This window comes from Streptomyces sp. NPDC021020, from assembly GCF_044333285.1.
GTDB lineage: Bacteria > Actinomycetota > Actinomycetes > Streptomycetales > Streptomycetaceae > Actinacidiphila.
The window spans coordinates 43,402-59,787 of sequence record NZ_JBIRQQ010000001.1 but is presented as its reverse complement, the minus strand read 5'-3'; the positions used below and the strand labels follow the sequence as shown (position 1 = coordinate 59,787).

The 16,386-nt window shown below is 72.9% G+C and carries 12 protein-coding genes; 3 read left to right on the top strand and 9 right to left on the bottom strand.

What is annotated here, in order from left to right:
- The first annotated feature begins 145 nt into the window (after positions 1–145).
- Complete coding sequence (locus ACH4SL_RS00245; RefSeq protein ID WP_398441013.1) at positions 146–1,222, top strand: hypothetical protein; 1,077 nt, start codon at positions 146–148, stop codon at positions 1,220–1,222.
- On the opposite strand, the gene ACH4SL_RS00240 is transcribed toward ACH4SL_RS00245, so the two are convergent.
- From ACH4SL_RS00240 to ACH4SL_RS00210, 7 genes are all read right to left on the bottom strand, one after another.
- The gene (locus ACH4SL_RS00240) at positions 1,204–2,145 is read right to left on the bottom strand and encodes a hypothetical protein (RefSeq protein WP_398441012.1); all 942 of its coding nucleotides are present in this window, start codon (positions 2,143–2,145) and stop codon (positions 1,204–1,206) included. The genes ACH4SL_RS00245 and ACH4SL_RS00240 overlap by 19 nt on opposite strands.
- Before the next feature lie 65 nt (positions 2,146–2,210).
- Positions 2,211–2,651, bottom strand: a complete 441-nt coding sequence (locus ACH4SL_RS00235; RefSeq protein ID WP_398441011.1) for a peptidase inhibitor family I36 protein — start codon at positions 2,649–2,651, stop codon at positions 2,211–2,213.
- Between the two features lie 138 nt (positions 2,652–2,789).
- Positions 2,790–4,097 (bottom strand): low temperature requirement protein A, encoded by a 1,308-nt coding sequence (locus ACH4SL_RS00230; RefSeq protein ID WP_398441010.1) that lies wholly within the window; start codon positions 4,095–4,097, stop codon positions 2,790–2,792.
- Between the two features lie 8 nt (positions 4,098–4,105).
- Complete coding sequence (locus tag ACH4SL_RS00225) at positions 4,106–5,200, bottom strand: threonine/serine exporter family protein (protein ID WP_398441008.1); 1,095 nt, start codon at positions 5,198–5,200, stop codon at positions 4,106–4,108.
- Positions 5,197–6,612, bottom strand: coding sequence for a dipeptidase (locus ACH4SL_RS00220; protein ID WP_398441006.1), 1,416 nt, complete (start codon positions 6,610–6,612; stop codon positions 5,197–5,199). The genes ACH4SL_RS00225 and ACH4SL_RS00220 overlap by 4 nt, the downstream gene beginning before the upstream one ends.
- Before the next feature lie 286 nt (positions 6,613–6,898).
- A complete protein-coding gene (gene htpG, locus ACH4SL_RS00215) occupies positions 6,899–8,836 on the bottom strand; it encodes a molecular chaperone HtpG (protein ID WP_398441005.1) in 1,938 nt (645 codons plus the stop codon).
- 114 nt (positions 8,837–8,950) lie between these two features.
- Entirely contained in the window at positions 8,951–9,892 is a 942-nt protein-coding gene (locus ACH4SL_RS00210) for a DUF5996 family protein (RefSeq protein WP_398441004.1), read from the bottom strand.
- 306 nt (positions 9,893–10,198) lie between these two features.
- Between ACH4SL_RS00210 and ACH4SL_RS00205 the strand changes: the two genes are divergently transcribed.
- A complete protein-coding gene (locus ACH4SL_RS00205; RefSeq protein WP_398441003.1) occupies positions 10,199–11,833 on the top strand; it encodes a TROVE domain-containing protein in 1,635 nt (544 codons plus the stop codon).
- 119 nt (positions 11,834–11,952) lie between these two features.
- Here ACH4SL_RS00205 and ACH4SL_RS00200 read toward each other — a convergent pair whose 3' ends face one another.
- Complete coding sequence (locus tag ACH4SL_RS00200) at positions 11,953–13,791, bottom strand: discoidin domain-containing protein (RefSeq protein WP_398441002.1); 1,839 nt, start codon at positions 13,789–13,791, stop codon at positions 11,953–11,955.
- A gap of 582 nt (positions 13,792–14,373) precedes the next feature.
- Between ACH4SL_RS00200 and ACH4SL_RS00195 the strand changes: the two genes are divergently transcribed.
- Positions 14,374–15,573 (top strand): Ig-like domain-containing protein, encoded by a 1,200-nt coding sequence (locus ACH4SL_RS00195; RefSeq protein ID WP_398441863.1) that lies wholly within the window; start codon positions 14,374–14,376, stop codon positions 15,571–15,573.
- Positions 15,574–15,751: 178 nt separating this feature from the next.
- Here the strand turns inward: ACH4SL_RS00195 and ACH4SL_RS00190 are convergent, their stop codons facing one another.
- Positions 15,752–16,381, bottom strand: a complete 630-nt coding sequence (locus ACH4SL_RS00190) for a hypothetical protein (RefSeq protein WP_398441001.1) — start codon at positions 16,379–16,381, stop codon at positions 15,752–15,754.
- Positions 16,382–16,386: the final 5 nt, after the last annotated feature.

Here is a 16,386-nt window from a genome sequence, read left to right as displayed (position 1 = left end):
CGGGCGCGTACCGGACGAAACCGGGCCTCGGTGGCGTAGCTCACGAAAATCCGACAAACGGAACTGCCACATCCGCTTGCTCGTCCCTCCCCTCGAACGGTGAATCCCGCACGAGCGGCGCAGGAAAGGACGGGCGGAGTCCAGCATGGGCGAGGCGAGGAGCGCAGACCGGCACCCGGCGGACACCGGGTGGCCGACGGCGACGCGCGCGGACGGCGGTACGCAGCCCGTGCCCGGCGCGGACGACGTGACGTCCCCGGCCCTCGCGGCCGCGCCCGAGGCCCCGCCCGCCGGGCGGCGGCGCGGGCTCGACCTCAGCGTGCCGCAGGTGGCGGGGAGCGCGGTGGCCGCGGTCGTCGCCGCCAAGCTCGCCTCGAACCTCGGCGTCTACGGCACCATCGCGGGCGCGGGCGTGGTCAGCGCGCTGGGCACCTGCGGCGGCTCCGTCCTCAGCTACGTCTTCCGGCACACCGGCCGCCGCGTCCAGGAGGCCGCCGTCCAGGCGGGACCCGTCGCCCGCCGGGCGCTGACCAGGGCCGACGGGGTGCCGCGCGCGGCCGGAGCGGCGCCCGCGAAGGAGCTGGACGGTACGGACCCGGGCCCGTACCCGGCGGCGGGGCAGGACGTCGACCGTACGGTCAGCGGCCCGGACGTCACGGCCGTGGGCGGCCCGGACCGTACGCGTACGCTGCCCGCGCCCAAGGACGCCGACGCCGACGCCGGCTCCCACGACGGCTACGGCGCGGCCACGTCCTACCGGGCCGGGCGGCAGCGGAGGTGGCGGCGGCCCGTGGTCGCCGTCGCGCTCGCGTTCGGGCTCACGATGGCCGGGATCACCGGCTACGAGGCCATCGCCGGCGAGAACCTGAGCGGCCACGGCGGCACCACCATCGGCAACGCCTTCACCGGCCACGGCACCGGCCACTCCGGCGGCAGCGGTGACGGCGGCGGGACCACCGACTCCCCGTCCGCCCCCACCTCCTCGGCCCCCGCCGACCGGCATCCCGGCAGCGGCGAGCCGTCCGTCCCGCGCCCCACCGCCACCGCACCCGGGCGCGGCAACGGCGGCGGCGATTCCCAGGCCACCCCCGACCCGACGCCCTCGGCCCCCACCACTCCCCCGGCGACCCCCGACCCCACCCCCACCACGGGGACCGGGGACGGCGACGGCGGCGGGGCCGCCACCACCGCCCCCGCGGCGCCTCAGCCGGGCGGCGGCTGAGCGAGCACGGCCGCGACCTTGGCCGTCGTCGCACCGAGGCCCGCCCGGACCGCCGCGAGGGCGGCGGTGTTGCGGGCGATCGCGGCCGTCTGGAGCGCGCTGTCGGCGGCGTGCCAGGCGGTCACGACGTGGGCCTGCTGCTTGCACGCCACGTCCGCGGTCGCGGTGGCCAGCTCGCGGGCGGAGGGGGTCGCGGACTGCCAGTCGGCGGCGTTGTCGACCGCGACCGGGTCGGGGTAGCGGTAGCCGCGGGCGGCCATGCAGGCGGACCACCCGGCGAAGGCGCGCTTGACCCCCGGGTCGTCACGGGACTGCTGCCAGGCGTCGATCTGGAGCGTGTTGGGCAGGTCGGCGCGGGTCAGCGCGTCGTCCGTACCGGTCAGGGCGCGGTTGGCCTGCGCGGTGCAGCCGCCCTCGGGCACGGCGCGGCCGCCGATGCGGGGGTGCGGCACCGGGTTGCCCGCGGGGTCGAGGCCGAGGCTGACCAGCGCGCGGTCGGCTGCGCTGCGGTGGTCGGGGCGCGCGGCCTGCTCGGCCTGCTGCGCGGCCCGGTCGCGCCGGTCGACGCGGACGTACGACGGGGTCAGCGACGTGTGGTAGCCGTAGGCGCGGGCCGCGGCGGGGTCGGCGAGCATGTAGCGGCGGGCCGTGAGCGAGGTGACGTCCGCGTCGTCCGCGGTGAAGGCGGGCGGCAGCGGGTCGGGGCTGAAGCCGAAGCCCGCGAGGCAGCGGTTGGCCAGGATCTGCCGGGCGGTCGCGTAGTCGCGCAGCTGGCGCCCGGAGGGCAGGTACGCGGCGAGCGGGATGTCCGGCGCGGCGCCGGTCGCGGGCGGGGCCTGCCGCGCGTGGCCGGCCCCGTCCGTGCGGCCGGAGCTTTGCGACGACGTGCAGCCCGCGGTGGCGGCGAGTGCGACGGCGGCCACGGCACACACCGCGGCCGCCGCGAGCCCGGCGCGCGGCCGGGCGTGGTGGTTCGGCACAGCGGGCCTTACTGCGTCCAGAGGTAGGACGCGTTCTGGTTGTACGTGTTCACGAGCTGCTTCTTCTGGAGCGTGCCGACGTAGTCGGAGGCGCCCATGAAATTGCTGTTGTAGTACACGTACACGGACTTCGTGACATTGCGGTTCCACGCCGAGGCCGCGTTGTTCTTGACGTACTGCCCGTATCCGGCGACACCGCGCGTCAGGAACGTGTAACCGGCGAGGTTCTTGATATTGCCGTCGTCGTAGCGGCTGTCGAAAATCGACCCCGCCTGGTAGGAGTTGTAGTACAGGCAGAATTCGCCCGTCCTCGCCTGGCCGGAGACACCGGCGTTGCAGACGCCGTCGCGGTCGGCCGCCGTGGCCGTGGCCATGCCCATGACCGTGGCCAGGGCGGTCGCCGACAGCACCGCCGCGGCCCCGCCCAGAACCTTCCTTGCCCTGCTCATCGAACATCCTCTCTGATAACGGAAATCGACTGATGACCTCCGCTGCCGAGAAAGGTACTCCCGATATCACGGAATTTCCGCCGCGACCCGCCCGGGATGATGAGGCGGAAGATTTGACATTCATCTGACATTTACGTATCAGGAATTCCGCGCCGCCGCGATGTCCGCGAGCATCCGCCGCTGGTGCCGGTGCCCCACCGTCTCGTAGCCGACCACCGTCACGAAGGGCGCGAGCGTGAGGACGAGCAGGCACGTCGGGACGGCGACACCGGCCGCGGCGAGCAGCGCGGCGGCCAGCAGCACCAGCAGCGTGAGGCCGATGAGCAGCAGGTGGAAGGGGTCGGGCGCGGACAGCAGCAGGGTGTGCAGCAGATAGACCGTCAGCAGGTAGAGGCCGACGGGCAGCACGAGGGCGAGCACGACGGCGAGGCCGCCGATGTCGGAGTGCTCCTCCAGGCTCAGGCCCGCGACGTGCAGGCCCGCGCCCGCCCCGGCGATGCCGAGGAAGACGGCCATGTGGCCGTAGCCGAACAGATAGCCGCGCGACCTGCGGTGGACGAGGATGTCGCCGAACGGCACGGCGAAATACACCCACCACATGCCGAACGTCAGGCCGACGCCCGCGATGACGATCGCGACGGCGTCCCACGTCCACATCGTGCCGTCCCGGCCGCCGAGGAGTTCACCCGAAGAGGCGACGGTGCCGACGACGCCCTCCCCCAGGGTGATGATCGCGAAGAGGCTGTAGCGCTCGGCGACATGGTGCGGATGCCACGGGGTGCCGCCCGCGCCGCCCTGGCCGAACACCGGCAGCAGCAGTTCGAGGACCGCCAGGACGGCGAAGACCGTGAAGGCGGCGGCCGGCGGCATCCGCACGAAGCCGACGACCACCCAGCCGGCCTGCACGACCACCGTCCAGCGGATGCTGGCCATGCCGACGTCGTGGAAGTCCGGCGCCGCGCGCGCCGCCCGCCACCACTGGGCGACCATCGCGACGCGCATCACGACGTAGCCGATCACCATCGCCCGCAGCTCCAGATGCCCGCCCTCCTTGACGGAGTGGAACATCGCGGGCAGGCCGAGGGCGAAGACGACGACGCCGATCATCTGGAGCATCGTCAGGAGGCGGTAGAGCCAGTCGTCGGTGCCGAAGGCCGAGGAGAACCAGCTGAAACTGATCCAGGCGACGGAGATCGCGAACATGGCGAGGACGAAGGCCACGACGCCCTTGCCGTAGAGGCCCTCGGCGACCATGTCGGCGAACTGCTCGGCCGCGGTGCCCACGGCGACGACGAAGGTGAGGTCGAAGAGCAGCTCCAGGGGCGTGGAGACGCGGCCGTCCTCCTCGGGGTCGCGGCCGCTCATCGGGACGAGGCTGTGGGCGAGCGCGCCGTCCTGCTCGCCGTCCCGCGTACCGCCGCCCGTGCTGTTGTCGGACTCGCTCATACGCAGCATCATGCCGTGGGCGCGGCTCCCGGCCGGTGTTCCGCGGCGACCGCGCCGACCAGCAGGCCGAGGGCGACGGCGGTGACGATCGTGACCAGCTTCGTCAGGTCGCGGAAGCCCTCCACCGGATATCCGCCCGCGAGCGCGGTCAGGCCGCGCAGGCCCAGCGAGCCGACCGTCAGGGTGAAGAAGCCGGGCAGCAGCAGGACCAGGCGGGGCGGCAGGCGCGGGCGGGCGCCGAGCCAGGTGGCCGCCGCGCCCAGCGCCACCGCCGCGACGAAGGTGCCGCCGACCTCGCCGACGAGCTTGGTGGCGCCGGTCTGGACACCCACCGTCGCGTACACCAGCGCGAGCAGCGGGCCGAGGTGCCGTACGGGGACGGCGAAGGCCAGCACCGTGCCGGCGGTGAAGACGATCCAGGCCAGGAAGAGCGCCCAGCGCGGCAGGTCGGAGGCGGCGGCGAGCGTCGCGGTGATCGCGCCGAGCACGGCGGACGTCCCGACCTCGTACCAGGTGGGCTGCATGAGCGGCGCGAAGCCGACCGCGAAGAGCGTGATGCCCAGCAGCCGCAGGAACCAGGGGTACGGCTGCGGCGCGTCGCGGACGGCTGCGAGGCGGCGGGCGGCGGCGGGGGTGTCCAGGCCGCCCGCCGACACGTCCGCGAGCAGCGGTTTGAGGGCGATGACCTGGTCCATCCGGAAGGCCTCGGGGAAGCCGCGGACGGTCACGGTACTCAGCTCGCCGTGCGAGGTGACGGTGACGGTGGCGCCGTCCGGGACGACGACGAGGTCCGCGTGCGCGCCGAGCCCGCGGGCGGCGGCGCCGACGGAGCGGTGGACCTGCTCGGCTCCCTCGCCGCTGGTGTCGAGCAGGAGGCGGGTGAGGTCGGCGAGGAAGGCGACGGTCGTGCGGTGGGCGGCCAGGTCGGCGGGGGCGGGGGGCGCGCCGGACGGGTCGCCGGTGGGGACGGTCCAGGGGGCGGGGCTGCTGTCGGGGGCGCCTCCGGGGGCACTTTCCGGGGCGTTTTCCGGGGCGTTTTCCGGGCCGTCCGGGACCGGGCCCTGCGGCGTACGGCGCTCCGGGGGCGGCTCCGGGAGGCTCACCGGGGGGAGGCGCCGAAGAGCGTCAGGAAGCGGGCCTCGACCTCGGCCATGAGCTGGATCTCGGCCGGGTCGACGCTCTCGTTGGGGGCGTGGATCAGGCACAGCGGTTCCTCGACGCCCATGAGGATGATCTCCGACCGCGGGTAGCTGTCGGACAGCACGTTGCACAGCGGGATGGAGCCGCCCTGCCCGACGAGGGCCATCGGCTTGCCGTAGACCTTGCGCATCGCCTCGTCGAGCGCGCGGTACGCGGGACCGTCGGTGACGGCGGCGAAGGGCTCGCCGACACCCTCCGGTTCGACGGTGACGCGGACGCCCCAGGGCGCGGCGTTCGCCAGGTGGTCCGTCAGGGAGCGCTCGGCCATGTGCGCCTGGAGCCCCGGCGGGATGCGCAGCGAGACGCGGGCGCGCGCGGTGGCGGGGACGGCGGCGGCCGAGCCGACGACGGGCGGGCAGTCGATACCCAGGACGGTGACGGCAGGGCGGGCCCACAGCCGGTCGGCGACGCTGCCGGTGCCGGTGAGCGGGACGCCGTCGAGCACGCCGGCGTCGGTGCGGAACTGCTCCGCGTCGTACTCCTCGCCCTTCCAGCGGCCGTCGCCGGGCAGGCCCTGGACGCGGGTGCCGCCGGTCTCCGGGTCGCGCAGGGTGGCGAGCAGGTGGATCAGCGCGGCCAGCGCGTCGGGCGCGGGGCCGCCGAACATGCCGGAGTGCACCTCGCCGCCCAGCGTCTCGACGGTCACCACCACGTTGACCAGGCCGCGCAGCGACACGGTGGCCGTGCCCGTGCCGGCCTCGGCGTTGCCGGTGTCGCACACCAGCAGGGCGTCGGCGGTGAAGAGCTCGCGGTTCGCGGCGACGTACCGCTCCAGGCCGCCGGTGCCCTGCTCCTCGGAGCCCTCGGCGACGAACTTCACGCTCACCGGCAGGTCGTCGCCGAGGGCGCGCAGCGCGGTGAGGTGCATGACGACGTTGCCCTTGCAGTCGGCCGCACCGCGCCCGTACCAGCGGCCGTCGCGCTCGGTCAGCTCGAAGGGCGGGGTGCGCCAGGCCTTGTCGTCCAGCGGCGGCTGGACGTCGTAGTGGCAGTAGAGCAGCACGGTGGGCGCGCCGGGCGGACCGGGGCGGTGGCCGAGGACGGCGGCGCTGCCGTCGGGGGTCTCGGCGAGATGCACGTCGTGCAGGCCCGCCTCGGTGAGGGCGTCGGCGACCCACTGGGCGGCGCGGCGGCACTCCTCGGGCGGATACTGCCGCGGGTCGGCGACGGAGGGAATGGCGACCAGCTCCGCGAGATCCGCTTTGGCGCGCGGCATGAGGGCGGCGATCCGCGCGGCAAGGCCTTCGGGGGCCTTCCCGTCACCGGCGGCACCCTCCCCGCCCCCGGCGCCGGCGCCGGGCTGCTGCGCGTTCATCCGCTCTTCCGCCTCCCGGACCGGAACGGCCACCTCCCGGTGGCCCTTCCGGCCAGCATTCGCCCGCGCCGCCGCAGCCGCATGCGGGCTGACCCGAACGGACGACGGACGCGGCCGGCCGCCGGGCCCCCTCCCGCCGAAAAGGCGGCGGCGCGGGGCCCGGCACCGGGCGGGGCGGGGCGGGAGGTCGCCCGGGGAGGGGGCCCGGCGCGTGGGCAACCCGGCGGGGTGCTCGGGGTGGTGCGGTGCCCGGCGCGCGGAGGGTCCGGCGCCGGGCGGGGGCGGGCTAGAGGCCAGCTTGCAGGCGGCCGGTCACGAGGGAGACGAAGCGGGACGGGTCGGTGAGTTCGCCGCCCTCGGCCAGCAGGGCGAGGGAGTGCACGAGTTCGGCGGTCTCGCCGAGCGCGGGGTCGTCGGGGCGGTCGGCGCGGGCCTTGTTGAGCCCGGCGATGAGCGGGTGCCCCGGGTTGACCTCCAGGATTCGCTTGACCTGCGGGACCTCCTGGCCCATGGCCCGGTAGATGTTCTCCAGCGCGGGCGTGATCGCGTCGGCGTCCGAGACGATGCAGGCGGCCGAGACCGTCAGCCGGGAGGACAGCCGGACCTCCTTGACCTTCTCGCTCAGCGACTCGGTCATCCACGCCAGCAGGTCGGCGTACTCCTGCTGCTGCTTCTCCCGCTCGCCCTCGGCCTTCTCCGCGTCCTCCGTGCCACCGAGGTCGACCTCGCCCTTGGCGACCGAGCGCAGCTGCTTGCCGTCGAAGCCGGGCACGACGTCGACCCACACCTCGTCGACCGGGTCGGTCAGCAGCAGCACCTCCACGCCCTTGGCGCGGAAGGCCTCCATGTGCGGGGAGCTCTCCACCGCCTGGCGGGACTCGCCGGTCAGGTAGTAGATGTGCTCCTGGCCCTCCTTCATACGGCCCACGTAGTCCGCCAGCGTCGTCGGCGTGTCCTTGTCGTGGGTGGTGGCGAAGGTGGACGCGGCGAGGATCGCGTCCCGCTCCGTCCCGTCGCCGAGCAGGCCCTCCTTGAGGACGCGGCCGAACTCGCGCCAGAAGGTGGCGTACCGCTCCGGCTCGGCGGTCATCATCTCCTTGACCGTCGACAGCACCTTCTTGGCCAGGCGGCGGTGCATGAGCTGGATCTGCCGGTCCTGCTGGAGGATCTCGCGGGAGACGTTGAGCGACAGGTCCTGCGCGTCGACGACGCCCTTGACGAAGCGCAGGTACGACGGGAGCAGCGCCTCGCAGTCGTCCATGATGAACACGCGCTTGACGTAGAGCTGGACCCCGCGCCTGTAGCCCTGCATGAACAGGTCCTGCGAGGCGTGCGAGGGGATGAACAGCAGGGCCTGGTATTCGAAAGTGCCCTCGGCCTGGAGGCGGATCGTCTCCAGCGGGTCGATCCAGTCGTGGCTGATGTGCTTGTACAGCTCGTGGTATTCGGCGTCGGTGACCTCGTCGCGGGAGCGGGCCCACAGCGCCTTCATCGAGTTGAGCGTCTGCGGCTCGGGGGCGGCGGCCTCCTCCCCCTCCTCCGCGCTCTCCTCGCCGGCCGCGGCGGCGGGCTGCTCGGCGGCCATCCGGATCGGCCAGGTGATGAAGTCCGAGTAGCGCTTGACGATCTCCCGGATCTTCCACGGCGAGGTGTAGTCGTGCAGCTGGTCCTCGGAGTCCTCGGGCTTGAGCTTCAGCACGATCGAGGTGCCCTGCGGCGCTTCCGGGACGTCCTCGATCGTGTACGTGCCCTCGCCGCCGGACGTCCAGCGGGTGCCCTGCGTCTCGCCCGCCCGGCGCGTCAGCAGCGTGACGTCGTCGGCGACCATGAAGGCGGAGTAGAAGCCGACGCCGAACTGCCCGATGAGCCGCTCGCCCGAGGCGGCGTCGCCGGACTGCTGCATCTCCTTGAGGAAGGCCGCCGTACCGGACTTCGCGATCGTGCCGATGAGCTGCACGACCTCCTCGCGCGACATGCCGATGCCGTTGTCGCGGACGGTGAGGGTGCGCGCCTGCGGGTCCGTCTCGATCGTGATGTGCAGGTCGGACACGTCGGCCCCGAGCGTGTCGTCGCGCAGCGCCTCCAGCCGCAGCTTGTCCAGCGCGTCGGACGCGTTGGAGAGCAGCTCCCGCAAGAAGACGTCCTTGTTGGAGTAGATCGAGTGGATCATCATCTGCAGAAGCTGGCGCGCTTCCACCTGGAACTCGAACGTCTCGGCAGACATGGCGGCTGGCCCTTCTCCGGTCACCTATGGGTGGGTTGCACTGACTCCCAGAACCATAGATCAACCGGAGCACCCCCCGAGGCGCCCCGTCCTCAGCCTGTGGATAACTTCCGGTCACGCCGCCAGTCGCGGGTCGGTGACCCCGCCGGGGCACTCGCGGCACTCCGGGCGCCGCGGCCAGCCCGCCAGCTCCGCGCCCGCGTGGTAGGCGCTGTCGTAGAAGGCCAGCACCGTCGCCCACGGGTCGGGCGTCGCGCGCGCGTCGTCGTACATCAGCAGCGCGATGTGGCTGCCGCGCGCCTCCGACCAGCTCGCCTCCGCCGGTTCCAGCGGTCGCGCGGCCAGCCCCGGCGGCTCGGGCGCGGTGTAGGAGTAGAAGGCCGGCGCCGGCACGGTGTCGTCCCCGAACCAGAACCCGGCGCTGATCACCTCGCGCGAGTACGCCTCCCGCGTGACCGGGTCCGCAGTCGCCGGCTGCCCGATCTCGCGCTCGGCGAACCGTGTCACCGCGATGTCGAAGGTGTGCCAGAAGTGGTGGACGGGGCTGGTCTTCCCCGAGTAGCCCGCGGCGAAGGCCTCCAGGACGAGATTCACCTGGCTGAGGATGCGCCAGTAGCGCCCGACCGCGACCGGGTCGTACGTCCGGTGCTCGTGGTCCTCGGCGAACGGCCGCCGGGAGTCCGGGAGATCGTACGGGTACGGGTGCTCGGGCGCCGCGTCGATGTCCAGCGCCACAAGGGCCTTGAGGGTGTCGCGGTAGAAGTCCGCGACCGACCGCCCGGCGAGCGGGAAGGACTCCTCGCGGCCCGCGAGGGTGCGCACCAGCAGGCGGTGCGCGACGAAGTCGAAGTCGATGCAGAAGGCGTCGCCGCCGTGGACCGGGCCCATCGGACGCGTGGTGATGCCGCGCCCGGTGAGGTGGAAGGGCACGTTCCACCAGTGGTTGCGGCGGGGGCTGCCGGCGAGGCGGATCTTGCCGACGATCTGCACGAAGCGGTGCAGCGTCTCCTTCGAGTCGCGCCACTCGTCGAGCGCGAGCGCCGGGAACAACTCCACGTCACCCTCCTCCAGGGCCCGCGGCCCATCGCGCTCCAGCCTCGCCCCCGCCCCACGCCCCGGCCACCCGGGAAGCCCACCCGGGTGAGGGCGCGGATGCCCTGCCGGGCCCGCGCGCTCCGCGTGGCGCAATTGCGCCCCCGGCGGGAAACCGGGTGCCGCCGCCGGGAGGGGCGGGTAACGTCAGGCCCGGCCTCCCGGTGCGCAGGTTGCGGTTACTTCCTTTGTCGAATTTGCCCCCATGGGGCGAATGGGTCCCTCGTGGCCCAGAAACCGTCGCCGACTCGATCTCGGGAGGCCTTTGCCATGGCTCGCTTCAACACCCGCCGCACCGCCGCGGCAGCGGTCGGCTCGCCGGTGCGGACGACCGGGGAGCGGGTCGCGACGTACGAGGGCGCGTCCGGTTACGCGCGCGACGCGCGGTCCGAGCTGTTCCTGCTCGCGGCCGGCAACTACGTGGGCATGGACACCTTCTACGAGCAGGCGGACGCGCGCGACGAGCGGTACGCCTCGCTCGTACGGGAGTTGGCCGTCACCGACCCGGCGTGGACGGCGGCGCTGCTGGGCTGGCTGCGGCAGGAGGCCCACCTGCGGACCGCCGCGCTGGTGGGCGCGGCCGAGTACGTGCACGCGCGGCTGGGCGCGGGCGCGGACGCCGCCCCGGCCGAAGGCGCCGCCGCCCATCGGGCCGTCGTCGCGAGCGTGCTGCAACGCGCGGACGAGCCGGGCGAGTTGCTGGCGTACTGGATCTCGCGCTACGGGCGGCTCGTGCCGCAACCCGTCAAGCGCGGCATCGCGGACGCGGTGCGGCGGCTCTACACCGAGCGGGCGCTGCTGCGGTACGACACCGAAGGCGCCGCCTTCCGCTTCGGCGACGTCCTGGAGCTGACGCACCCGCGGCCGGCCGCGCCGTGGCAGGGCGACCTCTTCCGGCACGCCCTCGACCGGCGGCACGGGCGCGGCGCCGAGATCCCCGAAGTGCTGCGCACGGTACGGGCGAGGGCCGCACTGCTGGCCGAACCCGTCGAGCGGCGGCGGGAGTTGGTGCGCTCCGCCGGAGGAAGGGAGCGGCTGGCGGCGGCCGCCATGTCCTGGGAGGCGCTCGCGGGCTGGCTGCAGGGCCCGATGGACGCGGCGGCGTGGGAGGCGGTGATCCCCGGCATGGGCGTCTTCGCCCTGGTGCGCAACCTGCGCAATTTCGACGAGGCCGGGGTCGGCGACGCGGCGGCCGAGGAGGTCGCCCGCAGGCTGTCGGACCCGGCGGAGGTCGCGCGCTCGCGCATGCTGCCCTACCGCTTCTGGGCCGCGTACAAGCACACCGCGTCGTTGCGGTGGGCGGCTGCGCTGGAGCAGGCGCTGACCCTCTCGCTCGCCAATGTGCCCTCGCTGCCGGGGCGTTCGCTGATCCTGGTGGACCGCTCGCCCTCGATGTTCCCCGGCTACCCCTTCTCGACCCCGAACCGCTCCGACATCCCGCTCGCCGAGCAGGCGGCGGTGTTCGGCGCGGCTCTCGCGGTGCGGGCGCAGGCGCCCACGCTCGTGGAGTTCGGGATCGCCAGCAAGGAGCTGCCGGTGCCGAAGGGCGGCAGCGTGCTGCGGCTGGTGGAGTCCTTCGGGCGGCACGACGGGACGGACATCCCGTCCGCGGTGAAGCGGCATTTCGACGGCCACGACCGGATCGTGGTGGTGACCGACGAGCAGACCCGCAGGGGCTGGCTTCCCTCCAACGGGGCCTCGCACGGCGGCATGCCGCCCACCGAGATCGACGCCCTCGTGCCCGTCGACGTCCCCGTCTACATGTGGAACATGGCCGGTTACGCCCCCGGCGCCACCCCGTCCGGCAGCGGGCGGCGGCACACCTTCGGCGGGCTGACCGACCAGGCCTACGGGATGATCGCCCGGCTGGAGTCCGGGCGGGACGCCCGCTGGCCGTGGGCCTGACCGCTCAACTCCGCTGCCCTGTACGTGCCCTGCGCGGAACGCACGGCGGCCGCTCCGGTACGCGGGGAGGCGTACCGGAGCGGCCGGAATGGCGTCCGTCGTGCGGTGCGGGCGGGGGATCAGGTGCCGTAGACCTGGAACTCCCAGAGCGAGTAGCCGTATTGCGTGGTGCGGGCCGTCCCGTACATCCGGACGTAGCGGCCGGTGCCGCTGACGTTCAGCGTCTGGGTGCCGCCCGTGCCGGCCGTCGTGCTGTAGATGTTCGTCCAGTTGGTGCCGTCGTTGGACGTCTGGATCTGGAACGACTTGGCCGCCGCCGTCTCCCAGTTGAGCACGACCTGGCTGACGGTGTGGCTCGCGCCGAGGTCGACCTGGAGCCACTGCGGGTCGGTGAAGCCGCTCGACCAGCGGGTGCCGGTGTTGCCGTCCACCGCCATCGGCGCGGTGAAGCTGCCGTTCTCGCTGGACGACGCCGTGGCGGTCTTGCCCTGCGAGAGCAGGGTGGCCTGGCCGGGGCCGCCCGGGTCGCCGCCGCCGGAGGTCGGGGTGCCGAACAGGGCCAGTTCGTACAGCGAGTTGCCGTACGCCGAGGCTCTGGCGGTGGAGTAGACCCGGACGTATCTGGCGGTCGCGTTCAGGTTGGTGTCCTGGATGTCGGCCGGTGAGTTGTTGTTGCTGTAGACCGTGGTCCAGGTGCTGCCGTTGGTCGACGTCTGCAACTGGTAGGCGGAGGAAGCCGCCGCCTCCCAGGTCAGGGTCGCGTGGTTGAGGTTGTAGTTCTGGCCGAGGTCGACCTGGAGCCACTGCGGGTCGGAGAAGCCGCTCGACCAGCGGGTGGTGACGTCGCCGTCGGTCGCGTTGGAGGCCGGGAACTGCGCGCTCTCGTTGGACGACGACGTGGTCGGCTTGCCCTTGGCGATGTTCGTGCCGTGGTCGGGCGTCTTGTTGTAGACGGCCACGTAGTCGATGTTCATCTGGCCGCCGGAGACCGTGGCGGCGTTGGGGCCGCCGCCGAAGGCCGCGGGGAAGCCGCCGCCGATCGCCAGGTCGAAGATGATGTAGAAGCTGTGGTCGACCGCGTTGGCCCAGGTGGCGGCGTCGACCTGGTTGGAGTTGATCGTGAAGTAGTTCGCGCCGTCGAGGTAGTAGCGGATCTGCTCGGGGGAGGTCGAGCGGTCGATCTCGACGGCGTAGGTGTGGTAACCGGTCTGGCAGCCGGAGCAGGCGCGCTCGCCGCTGCCGATGCCGGTGGTCTCGTTGCAGGGGCCGCCCGAGCCGACACCGCAGTGCAGGGTGCCGAACACGGAGCTGCGGCCGTTGATGTCCTCCATGATGTCGACCTCGCCGGAGCCCGGCCAGGTCACCCCGACGCGCAGCGGCGCACCGAGCATCCAGAAGGCGGGCCAGTAGCCCGCGCCGTTGGCGGTCGAGACGTTCGGCTGCTGGATCGAGGCCTGCATCCGGACGACACCGCCGGGCGGCGCGCCGAAGCCGTCCGCCTGCGTCTCGACGCGGCCGGACGTCCAGCCGGTGGCCGGGTCGCTGCCGTCGTGCAGGGCACGCAGCACCAGGTGGCCGTTGCCGTCGGTGTAGACGTTGGACGTGCTGTTGGTCATCGTCTCGATCTCACCGGTGCCGAACGTCCAGCCCGCGCCCGCGTCGTAACGCCAGGTGTCGGTGTTCAGCCCGGTGTTGGCGGCGCCGTTGAAGTCGTCGCTCCAGGTGGTGGTGAAACCGGACGGAGCCGCGGGGACCGCCGAGGGGGCGACGGCCGCGGGCTGCGCGGCGGGCTTCGCGGCGGTCGGCGCGGCCGAGGCCGGGCCGGATCCCGTGAAGGTGACCGCCGCCATCGCGGCGGCGGCGAGCAGCCCCACGCCGAGGCGTCGGAAGAGCCGCTGCGGGGAATTGCTGGTTCTGCCCCGGATGCCTGAGATGTCTCTCATGTCTGTCGTCGACATGCGGAACGTACTCCTTCTCCTGTGGGGGGCGGCAGCACAACGTGCGTGGCGCGCTGCCGGGTTGGGGAGTGCTGAGAGCGCTCTCAGGAGCGTCCCGTCCCGCATCCGGCGTGTCAAGACAACCGGCAACGTTTACGGAACGAACCCGCCGCCCCGAACGTCCGTACGATGAGGGCAACCGGAACGGCGAGGTGGCCGGTTCAACGGTCAGGGACCGGCGCCGCCCGTCGCGGGCGACGTCAGCGGTACGTGCGGCAGCTCACCCGTAAGCCGACGCTTCGGACACGGCGGCGGCGGGGAGAGTCGGGAAGGCGGTCCGGGCGGGGCAGGAACCGCCCTGGTCAGGTCGCACACAGGAACGTGACGTATCAGTCATGCAACAGCCGCAACCACGGACCGGGAATGCGGTCTCCTAGAGTGCGACCTTTGCGGAAATGGGGAGACACGAGAGTGATGACGGACAAGACGGCGGCCGACACCGCCACCGGGGCGGAGGCGGCCGCGCCTGACGGCTGGACAACCCGGGCGATATCGGGCACTTCACGGATATTCGGCACCCGCGGGCGGCGCCTCCGGCACGGTATGACGGCGCTCGCGGTCGGCGCGGTGCTGCTCGGCGCGGCGGCCTGCGGCGGCAACGCGGACGCGCACTCCGACTCGTCCGACGGCAAGAACGGCTCCGCCGCCCAGGGCCAGGCCGCGGACAACGCCTCGCAGGCCAAGCTCACCGTGACCCCGGCGAACGGCGCGACCGGCGTCGACACGTCCGGCGCGCTCAAGGTCGCGGCCGCGCAGGGCAAGCTCACCAAGGTCGCGGTGACGGCGAAGGACGGCACCGCGGTCGACGGCACGATCTCCGCGGACGGCGCCACCTGGACGCCGAAGAGCAACCTGCGCACCGGCACGCAGTACGCGGTCGCCGCGACCGCGACGGACGCCAAGGGCAAGGAGGCCACCACGCAGTCGGCCTTCACCACCCTGACCCCGACCGACTCGACGGCCAACTACGGCGTCTTCAACGTCGCCGCGAACGCCACGTACGGCGTCGGTATGGAGGTGTCGATCCACTTCAACAAGGCCGTCACCAACCAGGCCGACGTGCGGCACGCGATCACCGTCACCGCCGAGCCGAACGTGCCGGTCGAGGGCCACTGGTTCAGCGCGCAGCGCCTGGACTTCCGCCCCGAGGCCTACTGGGCGCCCGGCACCAAGGTCACGCTGCACCTGAAGCTGGACGGCGTGAAGATGTCCAAGACGACCTACGGCAAGCAGTACAAGGACGTCAGCTTCACGATCGGCCGCTCGCAGACCTCGGTCGCCGACAACAAGGCGAAGACGCTCACCGTCTACCGCGGCAACAAGGTGCTGCGCACCCTGCCCGCGAGCCTCGGCGACGCGCAGAACACCACCTACAACGGCAAGATGGTGATCGAGGAGAAGTCCAAGGTGGTGGACATGGACTCGCAGACCGTGGGTCTGGGCAACGCCTACCACATCAAGGACGTCCCGCACGGCATGCGGCTCTCCGACTCGGGCACCTTCGTCCACGGCAACTACTGGCGCCCCGCCTCGGTCTTCGGCCACGAGAACACCAGCCACGGCTGCGTCGGCCTGCACGACGTCAAGGGCGGCAACGACCCGAGCACCCCGGCCGCGTGGTTCTACAACAACTCGCTGATCGGCGACGTCGTGACGGTGGTCAACTCCCCGGACAAGACCATCCCGCCGAGCAACGGTCTCAACGGCTGGAACATGTCCTGGACGAGCTGGGTCGAGCACTGATCCACCCCGCGGGCCGGACACCGACCCGCCCCTGAGGCCCTCCCGGCCTCCCCTGCCGCAACCCCGCAGGCCCCGCCCCGCGCCCTCCGCGCCGGGCGGGGCCTGCGGGGTTCTGCGCGTGGGGGGTTCGCGTACGGGCAGGCCCGCGTCAGCCGTACGCGTACGGGGGCGGTCCCGGCTACGGGGCGGGTATCGGCACCTCGGCGGGTATCGGCACCTGCGCGGGCGGGAAGCCGAGGGCGTCGAGCAGGTCGCAGAACAGCTCCTCCGCGAAGGGGTCCGGGGTCGTGCGCAGCAGCGCCTCGATCGCGGCCGCCTCCACGCCCGAGCCGACGCCGGCCGCCGCCGCCCACGCGAGCGCGTCCCGCGCGTCCCCGGGGACGTCCGCGTCGAACTCGGCGACCTTGCGGGCGATCGCCTCCGCGCATTCGGCCGAGGAATACCAGGAGATCGGGTCGCCCGGCAGATCGTCCGGCGGCTCGACGCGCAGTCCCGCCGCGATCTCCATGCCCACGGTCGCCCCCCACTCCTGCCCGCCCGGGGTCAGCCCGCGCACGTAGACGACGTCGCTGTCGTACACGTACCCCAGGCACGCCGGAGCGCCTGACCACTCGACGATCTCGCGCAGGATCTCCTCGTCCCAGTAATCCCCGCCGACGCTCGCCGTCCGCCAACCCCCCGGTCGTGGCCACCATTCGCCGTTGGCGACCAGCTCCTCCCGGACCTCCTCCTGCAGCGTGTCGAAGACCTCCGCCTCCGCCAGCGGACGCTCGCTGCGGCAGAAGACCAGCGTTCCCGAGAAACCCATGTGCC